We start from the raw sequence: 23,714 nt of genomic DNA on the forward strand, positions 1-23,714 counted from the left end.
GCAATACCGATTATTCAACAAGTCAATCATCCGTCTTTAAAATTACGCATGCTATTGACATAAATTCTACATATGGGATATTGAAGTATATAGCGATCAAAAAACTAAGGAGATTCAAATGAAATATAGGTTAAATGAACATGTAGAAGAATTTATTGACAGTGACGCAGAGTTAACGGCTCACTGGGATGTGCCTCTATCAAGATACAAAAATGAGGATGACGATATTGAGGATTCGGACAACAACTACGGCAAGGCTGTGGTGTTAATGGGCGGATTCTTTTTGGCTAGTGTCATCTTTCTAGTTTACGCGGTTGCTAAGCATTCTTTCCTAATTTGACATTTCTGCTTTGCCTTTAAATGAGGTGAGGTGTATGTCAATTCTAGAGAAACAACAAGTTGTATGGCGTAGTCGCTACAACAAAAGCCCGTTACTGGGCAACAAACTTATCAACTACTACGAGGATGTATTTTTTGCATTCTTGTTTTGGTTTTTCATAGCATTCGTAGTCTCTGCCATTGTTCTGTGGCAAATCAACCTAAAGCAGTTTCCTATACCTCCTGCACCTGGATTTCAGGGTGAGTGGACTGTCTTTCATCATCTACTCGCCTTAGCCCAAGTCTTTCTCAACAAGATTCCCTATTGGCATCCATTCCAAACCGATGCGATAGCTTATCTCAACATGACAGGCTGGCTTGCTAATAATGGGATTCTTCATATCCTCACATGGCGCATCAATGCCGCTCTATTTCTTGGCTTCGTTGTAGGGGTTTGGCAAGCAGTCAATAAGACGGAGAAACCTGTCCCATTTGAGCAGACTGCGAACAAGCGTGGTATGGAAATAATCCTTCCTGATCGGGCTCCTCAAGAGTTCTCGAAGGAAACCTTTGAAGAGGTCAAGAAGTCAGGGAAGTTCTGTGAACTCGCACAGGATACTTTCCTCACATTTTCCCGATTTAGAACTCACCACATCGGCTTTGGTGCTTCAGGAACAGGGAAGTCGCAATTCTTAAATTCCCTAATTCGTAGAGCAATAGAACTTGGACTCAAGCTTGTAATCTTGGACCCTAAGTACGAGTTCACACAAGCCTATTACGATCCCAACAATCCTGCCCATGCCATTCTTGACCCCACAGACAGCAGAAGCCATGTATGGGATTTCAAAAAAGATCTCAATACCCTTTCAATTCAAAGACGGTTTGCCAACTCCTATATTCCACCTGGTGAGGGTGATGCGGCTATGTGGAGTAATGCAGCAAGACTTCAGTTCGTGGGCTACTCACAATACCTAGATGCTAACTTTGACGATTACACACCCAAAGACATAGCTGACTTACTGCGCTTTGCAACGACAGAACAATCGCTCTATATCTTTAGGAATTACTTCCCTGATGCTCTAGTGTGGTGTCTCAAAAATAGATAGAACTATTTTGACCGGTGTTGGTCGAATCAGCTTCCTTATAGGAGACTACGCTGATGGCCCACCCTGGACGCCCCGCCACGAAGCTGCAGATCACCGATGCCGAGCGCGCAGAGCTGCATGCGCGACTGCGCGTACGCAAAGCGCCCGAGGACGAGAAGCTGCGCATGCGAATCGTGCTGGGCTGCGCAGATGGGGAGTCGGGCACCATGATTGCCCAACGCTTGGGCACGACGGTGCAAACTGTCTCCAAGTGGCGGCGGCGCTACCGGGCGTATCGTCTGGCGGGTTTGACCGATGCCCCGCGCGCTGGCCGCCCGCGCAGTGTGGGCGACGAGCAGGTTCAGCTCATTGTGGACAAGGTTCGCCAGAGCAAGCCTGACAACGCCACGCACTGGAGCGTGCGCCAGATGAGTCGGCACGCTGGCGTATCGCCCGCGACGGTGCAGCGCATCTGGCATGCCTTTGGGCTGAAGCCGCACCTGCAAGAAACCTTCAAGCTATCGACGGATCCCCATTTCGTGGACAAGGTACGGGATGTGGTGGGGCTGTATATGGCACCACCCGATCGCGCCTTGGTGCTGTGCGTGGACGAGAAGAGCCAGATCCAGGCTCTGGATCGCACCCAACCAGGGTTACCACTGACGTTTGGCAAACCCAGCACGCGCACGCACGATTACAAGCGCCATGGCACAACGTCGCTGTTTGCAGCGCTGGATGTGGCCACTGGCAAAGTCATAGGACAGCTCAAGCGCCGTCACCGCAGTGTGGAATTCCTGCAGTTCCTCAAAGCCATCGATGCAGCGGTGCCTGGCGAACAAGACATCCACCTGATCATGGACAACTACGGCACGCACAAGACGCAGGCAGTGCGGGCCTGGCTAGCAGCCCATCCTCGCTACCACGTTCACTTCACGCCCACCTCAGCGTCCTGGCTCAATCTGGTCGAGCGTTTCTTTAGCCAGATCAGCGAGCAGTGGATCAAGCGCAGCGCCCACACCAGCGTTGCTCAGCTGGAGCAATCCATACGGGAATACATTGATCGTCACAACGAGGATCCCAAGCCGTTCGTGTGGCATAAAAGTGCGGACACCATCTTGGCATCTGTGGCGCGGGCAGCGAGTACCATTATTTGATGATTACTTTTGAGACACCACACTAGACACCTTAGGGCAAATAGAAGAGGAGCAAACTAAACCTGAGCAAAACGTCACAAGCTTCGGTGTTCGCCTTAACTTAAAAGGCTACATAGACGGATTGCTAGATCTAGCTAGATATTGGCATGATGAGAATCAGAAGAAGATATCTCTTCGTGATTTTATGGTGAATCCTGACTCTGAGATTCGGGTTTTATTCATCAAGCCCAATGATTCAGAAAGGCTCATGAGCTCAGGGATCATCCGTTCTGCTTTGAACTACATGATTTCGCTTCTCGATACCCCAGCAATCACGGACTCTAGCGATGTTCGTGGAGCATTCATTCTGGATGAGTTCCAAGCACCCGGAAAGCTCGTCACGGAAGATGGCAAGCCCACCATTGACAAGCTGCTAGATAGGGGACGATCCAAGGGATTTGCCGCCTGTATCTTCGCCCAGGACGCTACTCAGCTCTATGGTGAATACTCTGAGAACGATGTGAAGAAGTGGCGTCAAGTCGCATCAGGATTTGTGCTCACAGGAACTGCACCTGGTGACACCGCTGATATGGTCAGCAACATGATCGGCAAACGCTTTTTTGACAAACTCCACCGCACCTTCGGGTACACAGAGCAAGGCAAGCCCCGTATTGGCGATGCATCCGTTCAGCAGCACGACGAGCAGGCAATCCTACCTACTGAGCTCTCTGCCTACCTCACCCCAAAAGACGGCCATATCCACTACATCTACCTAGCTCGTGGTCTAAAAAATGCCTACATCTTCAAAAAGGCAATCGAACCTATTCCGCAAATTGAACCTGCCTGGATGCCCCAAGAAGAGAAGCCAGGTTTCAATATTAAGGAAAGCAGAGTGATGGCTTTCTTAAAAGAGGAAATCGAATCCAAGTCCAAGGCAAAGAAAGCTGAAGCAAGCAAGGATGCAAAAGAAATCGGAGAAATTCTAGGTGACATACCAGAGGGTGAAGACTTTGTTGAACTTGAGGACTTGCATGGTGAGGAAGTTCGCTTCCCCGCTTACAACCCCTTGCCCGTAGATTCCGACCTATTAACTCAATATGAATCTGCTTTCGGCAAAGTGTTCACTCATGACCAAGCCCAAGAAGTTTCTACCTACCTGGTTGCTCTTGTTGGAAATTTGGAGTCCACCTTTACATACAAAGATGTTGGCTCAATCTATGCGAGGATTAGAGATCATAATATTAATGTTGAGAAGAGCCTTGTAGACAGACTCAAGATCATGGCAAAGCGAGACAACGAATACATCGCTCTACTGCGAGCAATGAATATCTCGCTACCTTAATTCTATGCCTCTTTACAAATCCTAAATTCCTCCTATATTGATTACATATAACTGATATGAACAAGGAGGGGTTATGGACTATTTGATTGAAATGGAGCTGGTGGAGAAAAAGTCAGACCAGCAAATAAGGGAAGAAATACAACAGGGAACCTACAGAGGAGACTCACACCGTTATCAGATAAAAATCAAGAATGCTGAAACACAGAAGTATGTCGGCATCAATCCTGATTTCACTAGCAATCAGATGAATGAAAAGGACATCTCTGTGATGCTCTCCAAGATCATCGAGAGAAGAGGTGTTTATGGTGATGAGCCCAACAGGGCAAGAGTGAAGCTCGTGGATGTGAGTGAGAAAGCTTTTCCCGTGATTGCTGCCACCTTTGACTTTAAACTAGCCCACACACTAAGCCGTGGTTTAGCAGATGAGAGGGTTCCCCTCCAATCTCAGCAAAACAATGTGGAATCTCCTGACAGCTACTACCGTCAGCTTCTAGGGTTGCCCACCCAGCACGCACCAGTCGTTGAGCCTCCTGATGCTTACTATCGTCAGATGCTTGGAGAGTTGAAACTACCTTCCCCAATTGTAGAGCCCGCCAAGCGCGATGAAGTGCGCCAGGCAGTGGCCGAGCAGATCCACACCATGAGGGTTCAGGGCAGACAGCCCGAGGCAGTCAGACTCGATACCCAGGCCGTCATCAAAGCCAACGATGAGCTTGGCCGCGGTCCAATGGCGAAGTTTGACCAGGTAGCGAAGAAGCTACCCATTGCCCACCGTATTGACCCTGCTGAGCTACCAGCGAACTTCCATGAGCGCAGAGCACGAGTGGAGCGTTTCCGTGCCAAGAAAGAGGCGAAGATCGCCACACAGGACAGATTGAAAGACCTAATGGGCTACGAAGGTGATGTGTATCTGAAGGAGGTTCACAAAGCGGCTCTTGAGCTCCATACCCCAGCGCTAAATGTCCACATCGCGGCTCAGCGCCTTGCCACACTATCTACTGCCGAATCCTTCAGTCACCTTCTCGCTCTGAACATGGAGAACAAACCCTCAATCGCTCTCCATCCTGAGAAGGGAACGATGAACATTGTGGAGCAGATTTACACAGCGGTTGAAGGCTACGACATCTCTCCTCGTCTCAAGCAAACGATGCAAGAGCGCGGGCAAGAGGTCAACGAATTCAGAATGCCTCGTGACTTCTTTCATAACACCAAGAACGAAGAAACGATGTATGCCTTTGGCCGTGATGCCACGATGACCGTAGGACACTATAGAAACAAATTCTACGAGATGACCAACGGAGACATGCGCGACTCTATCGTTGAATCTGAGATCTGGAAGGCAAATAACTTATCCAGAGGTGCCATGGAGCGAGCACACAGGGCAGAAATTAAGTCTGCTACCGATGAGCAGCTACCCCTAATCCGAGCTCAGCATCGTCTAGAAAACCAACTCTATGACTTCTATGAGAGCGAATGGGTCAACATCAAAAACGGAGGTCTATCCGCCCAAGGCAAGCAGATGAGTGACAGAACCCAAGAGCTATACCGTGAGTTCCAAAAGCTTAACTTCGTAAACGCACCCGCTCTTCAAAAGACAAAGAGCACTCAGAAAGCAGAGCAGTTTGTTCCAACTGCGGCAGCAATGGAAGTGATCTCATCTATGACCAAGAAACCCGTTCAAGCTCTACCTGAGAAAGTGGTTCCTCAGCACAGTGAAGAAAAGACAAAAGCCAAGAATAACATTTTGACCTTGCGACAGAAATCCAAATAAGCAAATGCCCTCTTCGGAGGGCATTTTTCAAACTAGACCATAGTGCTTCATAGCTGCCCATCCCAGCATTAACAATCCACCGCCCATGGCAACACCCGTGACAGTGATGAAAAATCTCACCTTAAGACTTTCCCTTTGCTCGTTGAGCAATTTGGTCACTGCTGAAAGAAGATTCTCCTGTGCCTTCTTCTGCTCTGATTTAATGGGTGCAAAGATGTTGTTTCGTAGAGTTAGGTTGTGATGCTCCACCATCTTCTTGAATTCGGCATCTACTTTTGAAATGTCCAGCCCTTTCAATTCTAGTTCTTTACTGTAGGCAGCGGTTCTCTGTTTATTTGCTTCAGCGGCCTCAGTCTCAGCACGCTCTATATCTCTTGTGATGCGGGAGCTTAGCTTTTCGAGCTTCTTTATGTGCTGCTCCATCCTTGCATCTAGCTCCACTCCTAAGGTCTTACTCAACCTGGTGTGATAGTGATTGTCTATCCTTTCCATCATGTCAGCATAAGAGCGAGCTCTCATCAGAACTCCATACTGCAACATGAACAGTTGTTCCAATGGAGCATTGCCGTAAATGCTACGGCTTTTTAGCTGCTTTCTGATATTGCTCGCTTCTTCAACTGTCAATGAGTCAAGAAAGTCTTCTATATCTGTCCACTTTGGAACTTGTTCGATATAGGCACTTCTACTTTCTTTCATGTCTTTGATGATGTCGCTTACTACATCCTCTTTTGTCTCAGGAATCATCTCCTGAGTAATTGATGGCGCAGGCTTTTCTATACCAGTATCAACCAACGATTGCGGCATTGGTGGAATTACAGGTTCAGGAAAGATAGGTTCTGGCTCAACTACGACCTCATTCTCTCCAAATATATCCAGTATTTCTCGTAGTTCCTCTTCAATTTGCTCCATGTTTTTGACCTTTTCTTGTTGTTATATGTATTGAATATATTTGCTATTTCAATAAAGTCAAGAAAAATACCAATGGCTATTGACAAAATTAGTTTATGACTTATACATAAAGCATATAACAGAGGATCGCAATGACAGAAAAAGAAGAAAAGAAGAAGGCTCTCACCACATATGCGGGTGTGATAGTGGATCAGGATGCCGATCTATTCAATGCCGCAACGATAGCAGAGCAAAAGTTCTATGAAGAGTTGAAGAAGACGAGCGAACACAAAGCATCGTGTTTTCTTCAAATGCCTAAGCAAGACAGGGCTGAATTGATGAGCGGGAAGCTAAGTGAAGCTGACGCTGAAGAGCGCTTCAAGTATGCAAGCACAAAAGCTCTCATTTACACAAATGATGGCTACATCATCACCGAGAAGATGCGTGCTGCCCACAAGAAAATAAATGGAGTGCTTGCGGTGGTGCTTGGCGCTGCAGTCATTTGTCTAGGGATGGATATCTACTTCAATACCATAGCAAAGAACACTCAACTGCATCTTGAATCTGCTGGGGTGCGATACGAACTTGATCCGGCAGCGATGAATCAAATAAACCATAGAAGAGAGAATGTGGATGACACATCTCGCATGCTAACGGCTCAACAATACATCCAGCATCTCATGAAACCCAACTTTCAGTGCCACGAACTCAAGACTTTGAAAGATAGTTTTTATGAGCCTGCTGATGGACTTCCCAAGTGCCGCCAGGTCGGAGATGCGACATTTGTGGTGGGATATGCGAAGAACCCCACATTTCCTCAGCCCGTGATGAATGTGATTAAAGACGGACAGATCTACAACTTGGACTTGTCAGTATCTGGCTTTTCTACCGTTCAATACACATTGCCCGTGGTGAGATTTGAGATGATTCCTCAAAGATTCGCAGAGGCATTTCCCGATATGGTGAGAAGTGCAGCTCAAGATGTAGTGACAAGACGCAAAGAAAAGAACTAATGGAAAAATTACAAGGAGACGATATGAGTAAGATAAATGATATTTGGGACATTATGCTTTGGATTGGGCAGTATGTCCTTTATGGGGGATTGGTGGTTTGGGTAAGTCTTTTATTTGTTGGAGTGTTTCTAGCAGGATACCTCAACTTTGTGAAAGCCGAGGGTGAAGAGGTCAAAGACAAGATATCTATATTAAGAAAGAAGATTGTGCCATCTCTCGGACTATTCGAAGGTTTCGGCAAGTTGGTGGACAAGTTCTTGGAGATTTCTCTCAAGACTGTATCTAAGACATGGATGTCCATCATTCCTGACTCTTTGATTGAGAGCATATTTAGAGTAAGACCTTCATTCTCTGCAAGACTTGCGAGAGCAAAGCAACTCTACCCTCGTGTATCCGAGAACGAATTCTTTTGGGCGCGTTTAAGAGCAACTGATTTTAGAGAGATAAGCCCTGTCGTTCATGGGCTTTGGTGGAACAACAAACCAGTAGAAGAGCATGTGTCCTTCTTATTGCCAGCAAAAGCTTTCTACAACTCAGTTAAATTGGGAATGTTGGCAGGCTTGCTCGTCTTTATAGCTCTCGCTTTTATCTACAAGCCACAGTGGTACTTTGGGTTTCAAACTAACTACACAGCGAGTATGGAAGTAAACAAGATAGCTGATGCCATTAAAAACGACATAAGCATTGTTCCTGCTTTCAACAAAGACTATTGGGATGAGGCTGATTTCAAAAGTGCTAGGGAAGCGGCTATCCAGGAAGCTCCTAAATATGCGGCTCATGTAGTTAGCGGAGCACAAGGCTACAACTACCAACCTTGGGGCTTTATCTTCAAAAATGGGCTTCTCTTAGACTTGTTCATGGGATTGGCTGTTGCCATAGCAGCGACTCGCATCCTTTATTTCCGTAGCTACAAACTTCTTCAATTGCCCGTAGTTAAAAACAACCACGAAATCTTCGTGCATGAGAAGACGGCAAGTGAAGTCGCAGACTACAAGCGAACAGTTGCCGCAGCAAACAAGAGAGCTACAGGCTTTGATAAGAACATGCCTCTTGTGGTTCTTGGGCAATCAACGGGTGGATTGGAAGAAAGTGGTGTTTTAGGGGCAAAAAGAAAGGCGCAGAAGTTCCTATATAGCATCTCTGATATGTCCCAAAACACTTTGGTCACTGGTTCAACTGGGAGTAACAAGACTCGTGCGGTAGCCAAACCAGTTGCTGAGGCTGTTCTTACCCTAAAAAGCATCAACTATGCAGCAGAACAGAAGTACGAAGAATTATTTGATTTAAGAACAAACACACTAACTCAGAAGGCAATTGATTCAGGCTATCTAGACAGATTCATTCCGATAGAACAGCCTAAGTTTGCCATTGGAATGGCATTGCATGACTTAAAGGCACAGATTCATCATGATATGAGAGATATCATCAACAAGCTGTACCTTAACGACGCTGTGAGAATTATTGGGGCTGAGAGCGGACAATTGGGCATAGACCTTCTTGCAACATTGGGTCCCACAAAGCTCGTGCAGGTTTTTGAGTCAATCGGCTCTCAACTTGGTGGGGAGAAAGGCAGAGACTTTTGGGTTGGAAGCGCGTTAATCGTAATTAAGAATTTTGCGAAGGTTATCTATGTGTTCGCTAGAACCACTTACGCAAAAGAGTTAATGAGAAAGAATAGATACAAGGCATGGTCATTGAAATTCTTGGCAGCATTGATTCAACATGATGCGAATGGAGATCTGTTGGCGCTCATGGTGAAGGCCATTTACGACGACATGAACAATTGTCCTGAGCGTATTGCCGATTTGATGTCTGATGATGTTGTTAATGCTATTTCCTATCTCTACACGAAGTGGGCAGACATGCCAGAGGAAACAAAGGGCGGCATCATTACCAATATCACATTCATCATGGATAGCTACTCAGGCAATTCTCTCGATCCATTCTTAGAAGGTGTTGGAGAGAACATGGTAAGCATAGAAGAGATATGGACAAAGATCGTGGCTGTTGATTTGCCATCCGATAAGTATGGTGTCACTGGAAAGGTAATCCAGTTGTTCATAAAAACACTTCAGTTTGAAACTGCTGTTGGCAGACAGATGTTCCATGCTAGAAGAATTACCGAGATTTCTGAGCGCTTCCGTAAAGAGTATCCTGATTTACTTGTGTTGGAACCATCCATCGAAACTCTAGCACCTGCTCTCTATAGTGCTGATGAGAGTAAGGAGGCACACCAAGATTACTTAGAGATTTGTGCTGGTATTCAAGAAGAGAACAACGAGGTTTGGACGATTGGAAGCTATGCCACGAGATTAAGAGAGATCTGTGCATCAATGCCCGACATTTCAAAAGTGGAAGAGGACTTGATGAGCTCAGGAAACCATGAACAAGCAGCCAAAGCAGAACAGGCATTGAAACTTGCTGCCCGCGTCAAGGAATTAGAGCCACGCTTTGCGAAGTCTATGGTGGGAATTATCGATGGGCTAGATACGAAGGTCTTTGAAGCCAAGATCTCCGATTCCGCAGAAGAGAAGGCTAAGAAACGCAGTAATCTCCATCTTTACTATCAGTTCTTGGATTCTCTAACGAGAGTGACAAGAGAGAGAATGGTGTTCTTGGCAGACGAATATCAGGGATTAATCACTGTCGATAAAACAGGTGTTTGTCTCACTGACTTCAATACTCCAAATATCTCTCGTTCAACCGGCTTGATTTTATTCATCATCACACAGAGCTACATTGCTTTTGAGCAAGTAATCGGCAAGGAGGCAACTCACAACTTCATCGCTCAGATGAGAAACAGAGTCTATCTCGCAAGTGAGGATGCTTCTACCCGTGACGATGTTGTCAAATTAGTTGGCAAGGCATACATTTTTGAGCATGCGCTAAAGGGAAAACCTCTTCTTGCTAACGGAAAGCCTACTGGAATTCCTATCTACGCTAACCTTAATGCGCTTATCAGTTCAGAGAAAGTAGTCAATGCCTCTCACGGGCAGGCTCATTCCACTGTGTATCCATATTCTTATGACATCTTGACGGATGGAAATCCTATTGAGGTGGACATATCTAAGCTTGTTGGATCTGGTCTATTTACTGGAACATTCTCTAAGAAAGAGCTTGGATTTGATGTGCCAGACATGATCGATCACTTCTTCAATCCTGCATCAATCGAAGAGGTAGAAAAGAAGGGCTCAGCTTCCCAAGGTGTTCAATCTAACTTGAAAGAAGTCAAGATTCAGATCAACAAGGCAAGGGTTGAGGCTGCTGATAAATACAATCAATTTATCAAGGATGCCTACAACAAGGGAAATCCTGCTGTGACTGAAGAGGCTTTCATGAAACAGTCAAACATTCATGCTGTAGTCGTAGTTCAAAGAGCGGGGATGATGGTGGTTGATCACATCATCATAGCGAAAGAGGAAGACTATGTTGCCGCATAAAAGTAGCCCCGCAAGGGGCTTTTTTATTGGGTGTGCTTTTTATCTCTTGTTGACTAATTAATTAATGACGCTACATATATATGTTGACTACAACAATAAAAAGAGGTCGGCATGTATCGTATTCTTCTATTCCTTTCTATATTCCTTGGTTTCGTGGCTGATGCTTCTGCAAAGAACATCTTTGAACCCCTACCCGACAGTAAGGCCATGTGGCTACTGTCATCTTTGTTTGGTGGACTGCTTACTGACGGTGGCGCAGATCCGTTGTTATCCGTTTTCAAAGTCTTCAATGGGGCAATGCTTTGTGTTGGTGGAGTTCTCTTCGCCTATACGATTCTCGCGGGAACGGTGGGCACGGCTCACGATGGAGAGATGCTCTCCAAAAAGTTCTCGTCAGTATGGGTGCCAATTCGCTATTCCCTAGGCACAGCCATGCTCCTACCCGTGGTGGGAGGTGGGTATTGTGTTGCTCAGGCCGTAGTGCTGTGGATAGCCGTTCAAGGTGTGGGGTTGGCTGACATATCTTGGAAGACTGCTGTCGACCATACCCCTGAGATAGTGGCGGCAGCTCCATCCAGGCCGCCCGCTTCAGATCTCGCATACAAGACCTATGAAAGCTTGATGTGCATGCAGATGCTCGCTATGGCAAAGACTGAGCCTTGGGCTGAGACATTGGGAATGGACCAAGCTACTCTTGCACAATCCGAGACGAAAGGCACATTCGGCACTACATACGAGTTCGGTGTCACCAATGGCATCAACGGACTCGCAAAAAACCAGTGCGGGACAGTCACGGTAAAGAACTGGTCTATACCAACAAGTGCCAGCTCTAGTGGACCTGGAAACAGCATCTTAGAACTCAAACTTGCCACGGACAGGATGGAGGTCATTAATGCGAACAACAAGAAAGCTCTCAATGCCTTCTTCGTGAAGATGTCCACACTCACTTCGAAAGACCTTACCGCTATTTATGAAGGCAAGCCGCTTGTTGGATTACCTCAGGTTAAAGCTCTATCCAACGAGTATGAGGAGGAAGTAAGAAAGGGAGTTGCTGAATTGATCTTAGAATCCAAGAAGAATTCAAACTTCAAAAAAGCGGCTGGCCGAGATGGTTTTGTATTGGCAGGAACATTCTTCAACAAGTTTCTGTCTTTCAATGATTTGGTTCAGCGAAGCCTAGCAGATGTTCCCGAGGCGACTGGTCCTAATCTCGTCAAGATCGGCTTGCTTAGTGATAGGTGGAGTTTGGTTCTATCTAAAGTTCAAGAAGCCTATCAGTCCTATGCTGATGCGAGAGTAGTGACTTTTGGTATTGGGCAGATGTCTGGTGGCTCAGAGAAGACCTGGTGGGAATCTGTCAAAGAAACCGTCATGGCAGCCTTTGACCCACGAATTCTTGCTAAGAAGGTTTTCACAAGCACCGCTGGTTTCGTGCTTCAAGATGGCGAGAACGTCGTCTCTGCATCTCAGAGAATGGGAAACTGGATCATGGGTGCCGCCTCTTTTGTTTTCGGTGGCTTGATCCTTGCCAATGTCTCTATTGGTGCGCATCCCGGTATTTCCGCAACTATCACAGCGATGATTTATCTGTTCATCGGACCCATGTTGTTAGTTGGAGCATTGCTCAGCTATGTGATACCTAATATTCCGGGCTTCATCTATTTCATGGCTGTGCTCGGATGGCTAGTAGCGGTAGTCAGTGCCATCGTTGCGGCGCCTCTTTGGGCAGTAGTTCACTTAACCCCTGAGGGTCATGATGTCGTAGGGAGTGGGAAAGCTGGCTACATGCTTATCCTATCTCTCTTATTGCGGCCGGTGCTTATGGTGTTTGGGATGCTATCGGGCATCATCATCACAAGCACGATGGGAACTTTCCTAAATTACATTTTTGCGGATATGTTCGCCGTCAGTCAGTCGGATAGTGGCATCTTCTTGATGATCATAGGACAATACATCGTTGCCCCAATTCTCTACATGTGTTTCGCACTCATCATCATTAGAAAGAGCTTTTCTCTCATCTATGACTTACCCGATACCTTGTTGAAATGGATTGGAGGAGGCGAGAGCTTTGGTCACTTCGCAAGCGAGGCAGGGTCAGAGAGAAACTTTGCTGCTGTCGGTATGAGTATGAACACTGCAGGAGCAGCCGTAGCCGACAAGAAACGCGGTGCACCTGGTCTGAATTCCCAAGGTGGTGCCAACGGCCGTGGCGACAGCCGCAGTCTTCATCGCTCCATTAGTGGGCTTGCTCGTATGGCGGGTGCTGAAGCAGCAGGAGGATCTTCCTCTGAGCAGTCAGATTCTCAGTCTCAAGCTCCAACATCCTTTAGCCAGGCGCAGGCCAAGGCTCAGGAAGAGAAGACAGCAAACCAGCTTCAGGAGGCTGTGGGAACGGTCAGCAGCTTTGGAGCAAACGAGCAGGACTTCCTTGACCGTATTGAATCCACCAAGGAGAAGCATCCTGAGCTCTCTGTGGGCGATGCCATCAACAGAACACTTCACACGGCGGTGAGTCAGAAATTTGGCTCTGGTGTTGGAAGTGCGACGATGAAGATGGGAGGAGGCTACTCAGGGGAAGCCTACAAAAACGCTGTGGGCATGTTCCAAGCCAAGTATGAAGATCTTGAGATGAAGGGCTTATCTACCAATCAAATCCGAGGCAGCTTTACTGATGTCGTTGCCAATGCGAAGAATGAATACAAAATTCATTCAGCCGAGGCGAAGCAAAATGGCGTTTCACCTTCCAAGAACTTTGGTGAATTTATCAAAGAAGGCTTGGCAAATATTAGAGTGAGAGGAGAAGATGATGACGACATCAGCCGACATATCTAAGAACTGTCATAAAAATCAGTTGACATTTCGTACAAAATATTGCAGGATCGTACAGTAACCGATAAAAGGAGAAGAACATGAAGGTTGTGCCCGTAGTCAATTTGAATATCCCTGTGCCTGGTATGCGCCCACAAACCTTGGGTCGGTTCCTCGCACTCGCTGCATTTGCTGTCGTGTCGTTTACCTTCGGCGTAACTACGGGTGGACTCTTCATGGAGAACGCTCCTGATATGCCGCGCTATGTTCCCTTCATCACTCTTGCTATTGCCGTGGCAAGTGGTGTTGGTATGTTGAAGGTAGCGAAGGATCTGATATACAAATAATAAGCTGTAATCCCTCCAAGTCTAAGCCCTCCTCGTGAGGGTTTTTTTTCGTCTATTGAAATTTAATTCTTAACAAAGGGTATTGACAATCTTCGATTATCAACTATACCTAGTTATATATTAGGCATATAGCTATAAAGGAGATTGCATGAGCGAAAACAATTTATCGTATCAAGAACGAAGAGATAGAGCAATAGATAGTCAGCTTGATAGATTAGAGCAAGACATTTCTCGTCAGGCAGAGAAGAATATTCAGAAGTCCAAGGACCAAGGAAGACCTGTCATTGAGCCGTTAGTCGTTGAGGCAATGGAAAGACTCTATAAAAACATCTTTCTTCCTGCTATTCAGAAAGCAGGCGGCTCAGAGGAAAAGATCGGCTCGTTCTTAGATAGTGCACAGTCAATTGGTGGAACTAGGCAAGTAAAAGAATCAAAACTTCCACCGTATACCCCCGACTTGGAAGATGCTGCACCTTCCAATGTGTTGTTAGATGCCGCTAATAGAGCTAGATACAAGCAGAAAAGACAAGAAGACTCATTTGATGAATGAGCCCAACCCCAACAATAATAACAAGGAGAAGAATAAATGGGTGGAGAACGTACAACTTTAAAAGGCATGATTAATAATGAGCACTTGCCTTATACCTCGCTACTTGACTTTTTGATTCCGCATGCTGGATTTAAGTATGCATGGCGAACTATTTGTATAGGAAGCTGGCTCGGAGGAGGCTTCATGGCGAAGTCGGGAGGAGCGCTCATTAATATCATCATCAGTATTCTTTTGTTCTTTATTGTCTACATCCCCGTCTATCCCGGATTCTTCTTCGTTTCCTTCTTCGTTGCAAGTGTCATTAGACTTGTGCGAGGAACGGGGGGTAAGAGTGGCATGAAGATGAGCCTGGCTTACATCATTTCCTATATCCTAATTTTTAGGTTTATCTACGTTCCATTTGTTCTAAATAGCATAGTCGGATATGTGGATTGGGGTGATGTGATGAGATACTTTAAGATCTATTGATGTGAATGTATAAAAACAAGTTCAACTACAACAAGGAGAAAATATGAACGAGAACAAAAGCGATAGTCCAACAACCGGGACTGATAAGAAGAAAATATTGGTGATGGGAGTGCTCGCCGTTGCAGTGATAGGGGCGATAGCAAGTAACTTCACTGGATCACCAAAAGAGGCAGTGAAAGATTATGCGTTGGATACTGCTAAATCAGCAGGCAAAAAGCTTGTTGAAAAAGGTGTCGAGTATGGCAAAGAGAAGATTGCGGAGAAGTTTGAGGAAAGGCAAAAGCAGCCTGTGCCTGTAGCCGTCGTTCCACAACCCCAAGCCCGTGAGCAAGCTGTTGCTCCTGTAGTGACGAACATAGGGAATCCAGCCCCTACGGTGGCGCCTGAGCCTGTGGTACAGCAAAGCGGCAATGCTCTTAAGAGTGTGGTGAGCGACAAATACATCTCGGTAGACAACCTACCAATTCTTTCTGAGCAGGCTGACAAGATGCTCATGAATGCCACTATGGCGGGAGACTTCGACAGAGTTAAATATCTCGTTGATTCTGGTGTATCGCTAGAGTTCAGTGATGACGCTCTTTGCTATGTGAACTATGACGGCACCGAGGGCACCTTCCTAACTCACAATGAGAAGATGCCTTTAACGATGCCTGAAGCAAGACAATTATTAGGGCGTTATAGTCCATACAAGAGAGTCGAATTGACAACCACTTGCTCAAAAACACTCTTATTGGCAGCAGCATCAAAGTTAGACAGAGAAATAAGCACAGAGGAATTCGGCTACTTCAATCCTGCTTTGCGTGAGGGGGATAAGGTACGAGAATCTCAATACGATGCTTTGAAGGCACAGGAACAAGCAAGAGAGGATATCTATCGATTCTTGCTATCAAAAACCCCTGAGAAGGACTACTACCAGCTTCCAGTGGTCTTCCTTAATTCGCGTGTTCCACTTTCAATAAGAAAGGATGCATTGGAAAAATACATTGCTCATCCTAAAGTCGCGCTAAATGAGAAGACCCAGCCCTTCTACAAAGCGAAAGGAGAGGCAATGGACTTCTTTCTAGAAAACTATCCCACTAACAAGCAATACATGGCTCTAGTTTCATATCACACCAATCCTTGGTTTTCATACTTCTATGTTCTTACGGGAAGATTGGTGAATTACGCTAGTGCTTATGAAACCGCCCGTGAATCTAAGTTGGGCATGATAAAAACAGAAAGCCAGTTCAAGCCTGAGCTATTAAAACTAGATTTGCCTGAGCTCACTGTAGCATCAATGATGGAAGGGCAAGTTTCCTATGAAGAGAGTACAAACTCTGCTCTATGGTACTACGGTGCGGGATTAGGTCTTAGGTTTGTTGCTCAAGATGATTTTAGACCCATGCACGAAATCAACAGTGAAGTCGCTTTGATTCATGCAATTGTTGAGAGTGGAAAAGTGAACTTGAATGCTCAAGATCAATTGGGAAATTCTTTCCTTCATCACTTAAGCTTTGACTACAGCAACCGTGCAAGACCGCTTGCCGTGGTCACTCGCTATCTATTGAACAAGGGTGTCAATGATAAGTTGTTAAATAAAGATGGCGATACGGCATTCATGATTGCTCAAAAGAACTCCTTGCAAAATGGAGGGGGATGGGGTGAGTTATCCAAGGCTTACACTGATCTCAATTACAACTGATTGGTGGAACTACTAAGAGCCTTCAGAGATGAAGGCTTTTTCTTCGCCCTGTATCACTCAATCGCCGTGGGGCTCTTCTTAAGAGCAACCTCCTGCGGAGCTCCCTACGGGTCCAGCCAGGTCATAGCATTTTGTTCAGTTTTTCCCATCTAAGCGCAGCTTGTCGTCCGTAGGACAAAGCCGACAGGCACACCTTCAAAAAGAGCCACACGGCGACTGAGTGCTTAGAAGGGACAACACTTTCCGTCTTATTGGTTGCCATATCAACCTGAGCCTCTTGCCTTTTATGAATTTTCCTCTATAAGTAGTAGATAAATATGGGGGAATATTATGTTTATGAAAGAGTTGGATAAAAGACTAATCGAGGCAGCAACGGTAGGAGATCTACCAGAAATCAGGAGTCTGATTGAGCGCGGGGCTGATATTCATGTCGATGAAGGGAAACCTTTCGGAGTTGCCGCTGAACATGGCCGCTTGGAAGTGGTCAAGTATTTAGCTTCCCAAGGCGCTCACATCAATACTCGTAGCGACCTTGAAGACCGTAGGGATAGAGCTCTCCTAATGGCCTCAGGAAATGGGCACTTAGAAGTGGCTGAGTTTCTAGTCTCTGCAGGTGCCGATATTCATTTCCTCAGAGATTGTATTTTGAGATGGGCTGCTGGCAACGGGCAATTGGAAGTGGTTAAATTTCTAATAGATAAGGGTGCTGATATTCATGCTACTGGTCCTAGAGGCGACACTCTTAAGGAGGCTGCTGAAAATGGGCATCTGAAAGTTGTCAGGTATCTTGTAGAAAAAGGTGCCAATATCCATGCCTTCGATAATAGGGCTCTTTTATATGCTGCTGACAACGGGCATATAGATGTTGTCGAACTTTTGCTTGAGAACGGTGCGCCGATTGAAGTTGCTAAAGGACATGGCACGGATGCCGTCAAAGACTTCTGTAAAGTCTTCGAAATAAAACAAATGCTCGATGCCAAGATACAGCAATCCGCTTCAACAAAGCCGAAATCAGCAAGATTGAAGATATGAATGAGCCCTCCTCGTGAGGGCTTTCTTTTATCCATCCGAATTCCTTGCCGAATATCTCCTATCTCTTGCTTTCTTTGAATATTTTCATATAACTAGGGCATGAAGAATAAACAGGAGGGTTCTATGATTGACTATGAAGGGATGATTAATAATGTTATACAATGGGATCTTGATAGGAGTCTTATTCGCGCTATCGAAGCGAAGGACGTTCTCGCGGTTGAGAAGTCGATTGGCGATGGTGCTAACATCCATGCGAAAGATGAAGCGGCTCTACGATTGGCGGCACGAAATGGACATATTGATATCGTCAAATTTCTTGTTGCTCATGGTGCTGACATTCATGCCGACGATGATGATGCTCTTAGAGTTGCGGCGGAATTTGGCCAACTAGATATTGTCAGATATCTAGTCGACCAAGGTGCGGATGTTCATGCTAGAGATGACTTTGCTCTACGATGGGCTGCATCAAAAGGACATCTTGATATCGTCAAATTTCTTGTCAGAAAAGGCGCTGATATTCATGCTGAAGGTGAGAATGGAGATATTCCCTGTGCTTTCTCGCGTGCGGCCGAGAGAGGACATTTAGATATTGTTATATACCTATTTGAGCAAGGTTTTGATATCAGATTCCAAAAGTATGAAGCCCTCGAATTTGCGGCATCTTGGGGACGTTTAGAAATTGTCAAATTCTTGTTGGAAAAAGGTGCGCCAATTGAAGTTGCTAAAGAGAATGGCACAGATGCCGTCAAAGATTTCTGCAAAGCATACGAACTAAGAAGTACGCTAGGTCAAAAACTCGGATCTCATACCCCTAGTAAATCTAAGTCGCCCAGGCTAAAGATATGAATGAAGCCCTCCTCGTGAGGGCTTTCTTTTATCCTCGATCTCTACCGTCTATCTTCTTGTCTCTTGCTTTTTACGAGTATTCATCTATAACTAAAGTATGAAATAAAACAGGAGAAAGAAATGGGATTGCTTAATGCGTTATTGTTGATATTTATTCCCGTTGGCATATCTGCATCGTTATTGGGATTGCTTAATGCGTTGTTGTTGATTTTGGCTTTAGTGCCTGTGTTCTTGGTGTTTCGGAAGCTGATTGCTGTGGTGTTGGCGCTGTCGATATACTTTGAGCAAAGAGAAAGAGCTCAGGAGAAAATAAAAGAGACGCAAGAAATTTCCCCTCAAGATGAATTGAACGAGAAATTAATAGATGCGGTAGAGCTTGAAAACTTAGATGAAGTAAAAAAACTCTTGAAAGCTGGGGCTAGTTTTCATTACGACGATAGTAGGGCTTTTAGATGTGCCGCTAATTGTGCTGCTAATAATGGGCGATTGGGGATTTTCAAGTTTTTTATTGGGCGGGGTGCTGATATTCATGCGAACGATGATGAAGCTCTTATAAATGCTGCATGGTGGGGGAATGTTGAGATGGTCGAATATCTGCTCAGGAAAGGTGCGCCAATTGAGGCGGCCAAAGAAAATGGAACACAAGAAGTCCAAGACTTCTGCAAAGCATATGAACTAAAAGGTATGCTAGTTCAAAAACCCAAATCCCATGCTCCTGACAAATCTAAGGCAGCGAAATTAAAGATATGAGGTGAGTGATGAAGAAAACAACAACAATAACCATCGCTCTAACTCTTGCCTACGTTGTCTGCGAACTTATCTACAACCTTGGACTTGTAGACTTTCTCTCAAGCAAGAATACAGAAATCAGCGTCTTCAACCGACTGGAGTTCTTTGGCAAGTCACTTTCCGCCATTGGGATCAGCCTTTTTCTAATGAAGGTTCTACCTACGAAAAGGACTATCCATCGACTCGCCGCATTCACAGCTCTCGTTCCAATCGTCTTCATCGTTGAATCTGCGGCTTTCGACCATCTGATTGATTCCTTAGCCCCAGAGAAGAAGGCACAAGCCTATGCCCTTGGTGTCTACAGAAACGCAGTCCTCAACGGTCACATCCTAAGTCCCGTATCCAGCCCCCTTGAGCTCGCTACCATAGGCTTGAGTTCCAAATTGGACAGTGACCAGGTGCGCAGCCAGGTCAGCGACTTTCTACAGGCAAAGTTCGACTCTGATGCCATCGGCAGCTTCTACGGCCAGTATCGTGAGATGTCCTCCAAGCTCGATGCCGTCTATGCGAGCTATGCCATCGAATCCAAACGATGGAACGGCTACAAGGGCAAGATGAAGGAGAAGGTGGACCAAGAATTCATCAAGAAAGCCGGTGTGCCTCAGGGACTGAGCCGCGACGAGTTCATGGCCGCGATAGGTGCGTCATCTCCCGCTTTGAAGCAGTTTCGCGCCACTGAAATCATTCCTGCAATCCCCAAATTTGGAATTGCCGCTGTGAAGGGAGCAGATATCCCATTTGGGCTCAGTGAAGGCGACTTCAGAGCATTATTTGAGCAGCACAGCGCTACTATCCGAGAGAAGAGCAGTATCAGTGCCGCCAATGTGGAGAGCCTTCCACATGCCCGCGAGCTCATCGCCTCCATCTACATCCCGCCCCTTGCTATCGGCTTGAGTCTGCTATCCATCCTACTCAACCTCTCTACGGTGCTTTCAGCAGTCCATAGGGGCTTGGTAGCGATTCCAGTAGGGATAGTGGCATTTTCCCTCTATACGAGCAGCATGAACCCCCTAGGCGCCGTTATGACCGTGGAGAGCCAGCTACTCAGAGTCGCTAAGCCAATCACTGCCATCATTCACCAGGTAGCCATCAACGATGAGAACCCCAATGAGGCGGACATCATCCGAATCAAGAAACCTGAACCCGTGGATATGAGCGACTTGGAGAGCAAGCTCAGCGACTTGAAGCAGTCCGTTGAAGTGGAAGCAGCAGGCAAAACCGATGAACAAATCACGGCCGATCCTGACCGCCTCAAGAACGAGCAGGGCTACTACGGTGAGATCCGAGGAAAGATAAACCCATATACGGGTAAACCTTACAAATGAACCTATATGCGATGCCTATAGCCTCTATTGACGCATGAAGGTTGCGCCATATAAATAGATCATTATCTATGGAGGCTGTCATGGCACAAATCAATTTCGGAGGCAAAGGCGGGGTAATCGTTCACGACGATTTACAGAATGGGAGAGTGCTGGTGGAAGTATCAAGATTCCATCAGCAAGTTCAAAGACAATTCAAAGGAAGAACCGCCACAGGTTTTTACTCTTCCTACGAAAACAATCCACCCTTTGAACCACAAGATAACAATGTGATGCTGGCTATTCCTGCTGAAAATATTCAGTCAGAAGACCAGATCAAAGAGTTCAATAGAAGAGTGAGCGGAGCGGCTCGCATTCATCAAAAGATAGCGCAGGACTTCCAAGACATTCATGATGTTGTTCGCTTTGACCACACTGTTGATGATAGAAAAATCATCTCTCGTTATGGTCAGGACAAAGCTAAAGATGCTGACGGAAATACCTATCTTAAAAGCTGGGCTTACGGTGAGGTTATAGGCAGAAATGAAAGCTATGTCGCCTTCGCTTCAGGTGAGAATAATGATGCTAGATTCATCCGCATCCTACCCATCGAGAAGTTCATATCTCGTGAGGATGACAAGGACAACTTGAACAACATCTTGAATAAGCGTCTTGCGCAGGGTTCTTACAAGAAGCTCACATGGAACGACGATAAGAGCATCACAGTTGAAGATGCTCAAAAAGTGGTTAGAAGCACTCAAAGAGACGAGCAAAAGGAAGTTGCCACCGAGCAAGCAGAAGCCACACCCAAACCATCTAGATCTAGAGCTAAGCCCAAAGAAACACAGCTTGCAGCTTAAAGCCTGCCATTCCCAAAAGCCCGTCTATCGGGCTTTTTCCTTTTTGTCGCTCACAAGCCTTCTACCCTTTACAAATCTGATTTTTCTTGTATATGTATTATATGGTTTACATATAACAAGGAGAGAGCCATGCAAGCGATAAGAAAAACAGACGATGTATTAGTGGATATCGTAAATACCATTGGGAGACTGAAAGAAGAGGCTCCCAAACGCGAATACTACTTGATGAACACCAAACCGTTTTCACACAAAGAAACCATCTATGTGATGAATGCGATAGACAACAATGACACTCAGCAATTGCAGAATCTAGCGAGTTCTGGTGTTGATCTCACCAGGTCCTGCGGCATTGCTTTGAGCTATGCAGTTTCTAAAGGGAGCAACGATTGCGTTTCTTACCTTATTCACAAAGTAGGTATCAATCCTCACGTGGATAACGATTCCGCCATGCTAATGGCAGCGGCAACCAATAATGCCAAAGCTGTTGGGATAATGCTTGATTCAGCCAACTTCAATGACTACTCATTGGCAAAGGCTCTTGACATGGCCGTTCAATCGAAAGCGGAAGACGCGACAGATGTACTGCTTGCTACATATCAGTTCACCTCTAAGCAGCTTCTACGCCTTACCGAGGAGGCTATTAAGATGGGATTGGAGCGTATGGCAAAGAATCTATCTACCGCAACTTACACTGCCATAATCTCGCAGAATAGAACGGAAAGGCAGGCAAAGGATGAGAGCTATAGGTTATCAAAAGAGAATGAAAAGCGCGGTGTATTCATTAGGGTTTGATCTTCCAGTAAGCATATGAAAATGCCCTCTTAATGAGGGCATCTTTTTACATCGCTAAAGCAATCTTTCTATTTTTGAATTCCTTCGTAATTGCTTCTTCGCGCTTTTCTATAGCCTTCTGCTGTTCCTTGTCTTCTTTCTCGTCAAGGTGCTCTTCTTCCTCAAGAAACTTCATCGCTATCATCTGCTTCTCTACAAACTGAAATCCTTTGTGAGCTTCAAATAGGGCAGGAAAGAGAAACTCTTTCAATCCTTTCGGATCTGTGGTCAGCACTTCGATCCAATTATTCAAATAGGCTGTATGGTTGTCATGGGTGCGAGGGTCATAACCATGCCCCGTTTTCATTCCAACCATCATTGAGAAAGTCTCAGCGACAAGCTCTTCAAAAGCATATCCCCGAGTTCCAAAGGAATGAGATTGATCGCGGTTGAGCCTACTTTTATGGCCCGTAGCATGGCCCATTTCATGGGCTTTCGTCCTAGCGAATAGTGCCGCACTTTCAAATCTATGTTGACCTGGTAGGTGAATGAGGTCCTGACTGGGTGAGTAATAAGCCTTGCCTTCTGCTGTGGAGCCAAAGCGCAAGCCCGTCGCTTCCATCGCAAGTCCCATCTTACGAATGAAATCCACCTCTTCGAACTCATTCATGACCTTAGGCGCACGAGCAGGAAACATCTCTTGCCCCGCATCAGATAGCTGGCTCACATTGTAGGCAGGATAGAACTTAACAAACTTACGAGTCTTTTGTTCCTGCTTCTCTTCCTCACTCTCTGAACTATCGTTCTTATTTCCTTCGGCTGAATCCTTTACGGGAACCACACTTGTAAAGCAGACATAGTTTGTGCATTTCTCCCCTTTTCTTATTCTTACCTCTCCGTTTGTCTCTTTGAAGAGTCTTGCTACATCAGTGCCAGTCACAAAGCCAGGATGCTCATATTGAGAAGACAGTAAACCCATGATGTTAGTAGGACCCGTATATTCTCTTCCTGTGACGGCATTGTAGGGAAGCTGATTTGATACGAACCAACCCTTCTTGTATTTTGTAGGGTTCTCACGAAAATCAATCATGATCTGAACGAGCTTATCTCCTGTGAGCTTTAACTTCTCATCGGCAAGTTCTTGCCAACTCTTCTTGGCACCCTCGTATGTGCTGCTTGTTTTATTCTTGTTATATGCCATAGCATCCTCCTTTTAACTTGAGAATACTAAATCCATCTTTGATGTCAACTTTCTGTCAATAGTCTCTTGC

The 23,714-nt window shown here is 45.7% G+C and carries 20 protein-coding genes; 18 read left to right on the plus strand and 2 right to left on the minus strand.

Annotation, left to right across the window (positions count from 1 at the left end; translation table 11 throughout):
• The first annotated feature begins 118 nt into the window (after positions 1–118).
• The 5 genes from ACZ5YA_RS28845 (at position 119) to ACZ5YA_RS28865 (ending at position 5,649) form a co-directional block, all read left to right on the plus strand.
• A complete protein-coding gene (locus ACZ5YA_RS28845) occupies positions 119–340 on the plus strand; it encodes a hypothetical protein (protein WP_464091550.1) in 222 nt (73 codons plus the stop codon).
• Positions 341–374: 34 nt separating this feature from the next.
• Positions 375–1,424, plus strand: coding sequence for a type IV secretion system DNA-binding domain-containing protein (locus ACZ5YA_RS28850; protein WP_464091551.1), 1,050 nt, complete (start codon positions 375–377; stop codon positions 1,422–1,424).
• 53 nt (positions 1,425–1,477) lie between these two features.
• Positions 1,478–2,557, plus strand: a complete 1,080-nt coding sequence (locus ACZ5YA_RS28855) for an IS630 family transposase (protein ID WP_005801445.1) — start codon at positions 1,478–1,480, stop codon at positions 2,555–2,557.
• Positions 2,558–2,597: 40 nt separating this feature from the next.
• Positions 2,598–3,878, plus strand: a complete 1,281-nt coding sequence (locus tag ACZ5YA_RS28860) for a type IV secretion system DNA-binding domain-containing protein (protein ID WP_464092876.1) — start codon at positions 2,598–2,600, stop codon at positions 3,876–3,878.
• Positions 3,879–3,951: 73 nt separating this feature from the next.
• On the plus strand, positions 3,952–5,649 hold the full coding sequence (locus tag ACZ5YA_RS28865) for a hypothetical protein (RefSeq protein ID WP_464091552.1): 1,698 nt from the start codon (positions 3,952–3,954) through the stop codon (positions 5,647–5,649).
• Positions 5,650–5,676: 27 nt separating this feature from the next.
• Here the strand turns inward: ACZ5YA_RS28865 and ACZ5YA_RS28870 are convergent, their stop codons facing one another.
• The gene (locus ACZ5YA_RS28870; RefSeq protein WP_464091553.1) at positions 5,677–6,558 is read right to left on the minus strand and encodes a hypothetical protein; all 882 of its coding nucleotides are present in this window, start codon (positions 6,556–6,558) and stop codon (positions 5,677–5,679) included.
• A 131-nt stretch (positions 6,559–6,689) separates the two neighbouring features.
• Here ACZ5YA_RS28870 and ACZ5YA_RS28875 point away from each other — a divergent pair, with 131 nt between their 5' ends.
• From ACZ5YA_RS28875 to ACZ5YA_RS28935, 13 genes are all read left to right on the plus strand, one after another.
• On the plus strand, positions 6,690–7,550 hold the full coding sequence (locus ACZ5YA_RS28875) for a hypothetical protein (protein WP_464091554.1): 861 nt from the start codon (positions 6,690–6,692) through the stop codon (positions 7,548–7,550).
• Entirely contained in the window at positions 7,550–10,990 is a 3,441-nt protein-coding gene (locus ACZ5YA_RS28880) for a TraM recognition domain-containing protein (RefSeq protein WP_464091555.1), read from the plus strand. Before ACZ5YA_RS28875 ends, ACZ5YA_RS28880 begins: the two co-directional genes overlap by 1 nt.
• A gap of 111 nt (positions 10,991–11,101) precedes the next feature.
• Positions 11,102–13,822 carry a DotA/TraY family protein gene (locus ACZ5YA_RS28885; RefSeq protein WP_464091556.1) on the plus strand — a complete coding sequence of 907 codons (2,721 nt, stop codon included), beginning with the start codon at positions 11,102–11,104 and terminating at the stop codon, positions 13,820–13,822.
• 77 nt (positions 13,823–13,899) lie between these two features.
• A complete protein-coding gene (locus ACZ5YA_RS28890) occupies positions 13,900–14,145 on the plus strand; it encodes a hypothetical protein (RefSeq protein ID WP_054441465.1) in 246 nt (81 codons plus the stop codon).
• 148 nt (positions 14,146–14,293) lie between these two features.
• Positions 14,294–14,695: a hypothetical protein gene (locus tag ACZ5YA_RS28895; protein ID WP_464091557.1), complete on the plus strand. Its 402-nt coding sequence runs from the start codon at positions 14,294–14,296 to the stop codon at positions 14,693–14,695.
• Between the two features lie 36 nt (positions 14,696–14,731).
• The gene (locus ACZ5YA_RS28900) at positions 14,732–15,163 is read left to right on the plus strand and encodes a hypothetical protein (protein WP_464091558.1); all 432 of its coding nucleotides are present in this window, start codon (positions 14,732–14,734) and stop codon (positions 15,161–15,163) included.
• 43 nt (positions 15,164–15,206) lie between these two features.
• Complete coding sequence (locus tag ACZ5YA_RS28905; RefSeq protein WP_464091559.1) at positions 15,207–16,844, plus strand: hypothetical protein; 1,638 nt, start codon at positions 15,207–15,209, stop codon at positions 16,842–16,844.
• Between the two features lie 336 nt (positions 16,845–17,180).
• Positions 17,181–17,876 carry an ankyrin repeat domain-containing protein gene (locus tag ACZ5YA_RS28910; protein WP_464091560.1) on the plus strand — a complete coding sequence of 232 codons (696 nt, stop codon included), beginning with the start codon at positions 17,181–17,183 and terminating at the stop codon, positions 17,874–17,876.
• A 123-nt stretch (positions 17,877–17,999) separates the two neighbouring features.
• The gene (locus tag ACZ5YA_RS28915) at positions 18,000–18,722 is read left to right on the plus strand and encodes an ankyrin repeat domain-containing protein (RefSeq protein ID WP_464091561.1); all 723 of its coding nucleotides are present in this window, start codon (positions 18,000–18,002) and stop codon (positions 18,720–18,722) included.
• A 120-nt stretch (positions 18,723–18,842) separates the two neighbouring features.
• On the plus strand, positions 18,843–19,472 hold the full coding sequence (locus ACZ5YA_RS28920; protein WP_464091562.1) for an ankyrin repeat domain-containing protein: 630 nt from the start codon (positions 18,843–18,845) through the stop codon (positions 19,470–19,472).
• 8 nt (positions 19,473–19,480) lie between these two features.
• Positions 19,481–20,836 carry a hypothetical protein gene (locus tag ACZ5YA_RS28925; protein ID WP_464091563.1) on the plus strand — a complete coding sequence of 452 codons (1,356 nt, stop codon included), beginning with the start codon at positions 19,481–19,483 and terminating at the stop codon, positions 20,834–20,836.
• Positions 20,837–20,916: 80 nt separating this feature from the next.
• Positions 20,917–21,672: a hypothetical protein gene (locus tag ACZ5YA_RS28930; protein WP_464091564.1), complete on the plus strand. Its 756-nt coding sequence runs from the start codon at positions 20,917–20,919 to the stop codon at positions 21,670–21,672.
• Positions 21,673–21,801: 129 nt separating this feature from the next.
• Positions 21,802–22,464 carry an ankyrin repeat domain-containing protein gene (locus tag ACZ5YA_RS28935; protein ID WP_464091565.1) on the plus strand — a complete coding sequence of 221 codons (663 nt, stop codon included), beginning with the start codon at positions 21,802–21,804 and terminating at the stop codon, positions 22,462–22,464.
• A 46-nt stretch (positions 22,465–22,510) separates the two neighbouring features.
• Here the strand turns inward: ACZ5YA_RS28935 and ACZ5YA_RS28940 are convergent, their stop codons facing one another.
• Entirely contained in the window at positions 22,511–23,644 is a 1,134-nt protein-coding gene (locus tag ACZ5YA_RS28940; protein WP_464091566.1) for a zincin-like metallopeptidase domain-containing protein, read from the minus strand.
• Between the last annotated feature and the right edge of the window lie 70 nt (positions 23,645–23,714).

This window comes from Achromobacter sp. JCM 18799, from assembly GCF_055395645.1.

What these genes read in the sequence shown, in the direction of transcription:
- ACZ5YA_RS28845 (WP_464091550.1), top strand. Translation starts at nt 119, where the DNA reads ATGAAATATAGGTTAAATGAACATGTAGAAGAATTTATTGACAGTGAC.
- ACZ5YA_RS28850 (WP_464091551.1), top strand. Translation starts at nt 375, where the DNA reads ATGTCAATTCTAGAGAAACAACAAGTTGTATGGCGTAGTCGCTACAAC.
- ACZ5YA_RS28855 (WP_005801445.1), top strand. Translation starts at nt 1,478, where the DNA reads ATGGCCCACCCTGGACGCCCCGCCACGAAGCTGCAGATCACCGATGCC.
- ACZ5YA_RS28865 (WP_464091552.1), top strand. Translation starts at nt 3,952, where the DNA reads ATGGACTATTTGATTGAAATGGAGCTGGTGGAGAAAAAGTCAGACCAG.
- ACZ5YA_RS28870 (WP_464091553.1), bottom strand. Translation starts at nt 6,558, where the DNA reads ATGGAGCAAATTGAAGAGGAACTACGAGAAATACTGGATATATTTGGA.
- ACZ5YA_RS28875 (WP_464091554.1), top strand. Translation starts at nt 6,690, where the DNA reads ATGACAGAAAAAGAAGAAAAGAAGAAGGCTCTCACCACATATGCGGGT.
- ACZ5YA_RS28880 (WP_464091555.1), top strand. Translation starts at nt 7,550, where the DNA reads ATGGAAAAATTACAAGGAGACGATATGAGTAAGATAAATGATATTTGG.
- ACZ5YA_RS28885 (WP_464091556.1), top strand. Translation starts at nt 11,102, where the DNA reads ATGTATCGTATTCTTCTATTCCTTTCTATATTCCTTGGTTTCGTGGCT.
- ACZ5YA_RS28890 (WP_054441465.1), top strand. Translation starts at nt 13,900, where the DNA reads ATGAAGGTTGTGCCCGTAGTCAATTTGAATATCCCTGTGCCTGGTATG.
- ACZ5YA_RS28895 (WP_464091557.1), top strand. Translation starts at nt 14,294, where the DNA reads ATGAGCGAAAACAATTTATCGTATCAAGAACGAAGAGATAGAGCAATA.
- ACZ5YA_RS28900 (WP_464091558.1), top strand. Translation starts at nt 14,732, where the DNA reads ATGGGTGGAGAACGTACAACTTTAAAAGGCATGATTAATAATGAGCAC.
- ACZ5YA_RS28905 (WP_464091559.1), top strand. Translation starts at nt 15,207, where the DNA reads ATGAACGAGAACAAAAGCGATAGTCCAACAACCGGGACTGATAAGAAG.
- ACZ5YA_RS28910 (WP_464091560.1), top strand. Translation starts at nt 17,181, where the DNA reads ATGAAAGAGTTGGATAAAAGACTAATCGAGGCAGCAACGGTAGGAGAT.
- ACZ5YA_RS28915 (WP_464091561.1), top strand. Translation starts at nt 18,000, where the DNA reads ATGATTGACTATGAAGGGATGATTAATAATGTTATACAATGGGATCTT.
- ACZ5YA_RS28920 (WP_464091562.1), top strand. Translation starts at nt 18,843, where the DNA reads ATGGGATTGCTTAATGCGTTATTGTTGATATTTATTCCCGTTGGCATA.
- ACZ5YA_RS28925 (WP_464091563.1), top strand. Translation starts at nt 19,481, where the DNA reads ATGAAGAAAACAACAACAATAACCATCGCTCTAACTCTTGCCTACGTT.
- ACZ5YA_RS28930 (WP_464091564.1), top strand. Translation starts at nt 20,917, where the DNA reads ATGGCACAAATCAATTTCGGAGGCAAAGGCGGGGTAATCGTTCACGAC.
- ACZ5YA_RS28935 (WP_464091565.1), top strand. Translation starts at nt 21,802, where the DNA reads ATGCAAGCGATAAGAAAAACAGACGATGTATTAGTGGATATCGTAAAT.
- ACZ5YA_RS28940 (WP_464091566.1), bottom strand. Translation starts at nt 23,644, where the DNA reads ATGGCATATAACAAGAATAAAACAAGCAGCACATACGAGGGTGCCAAG.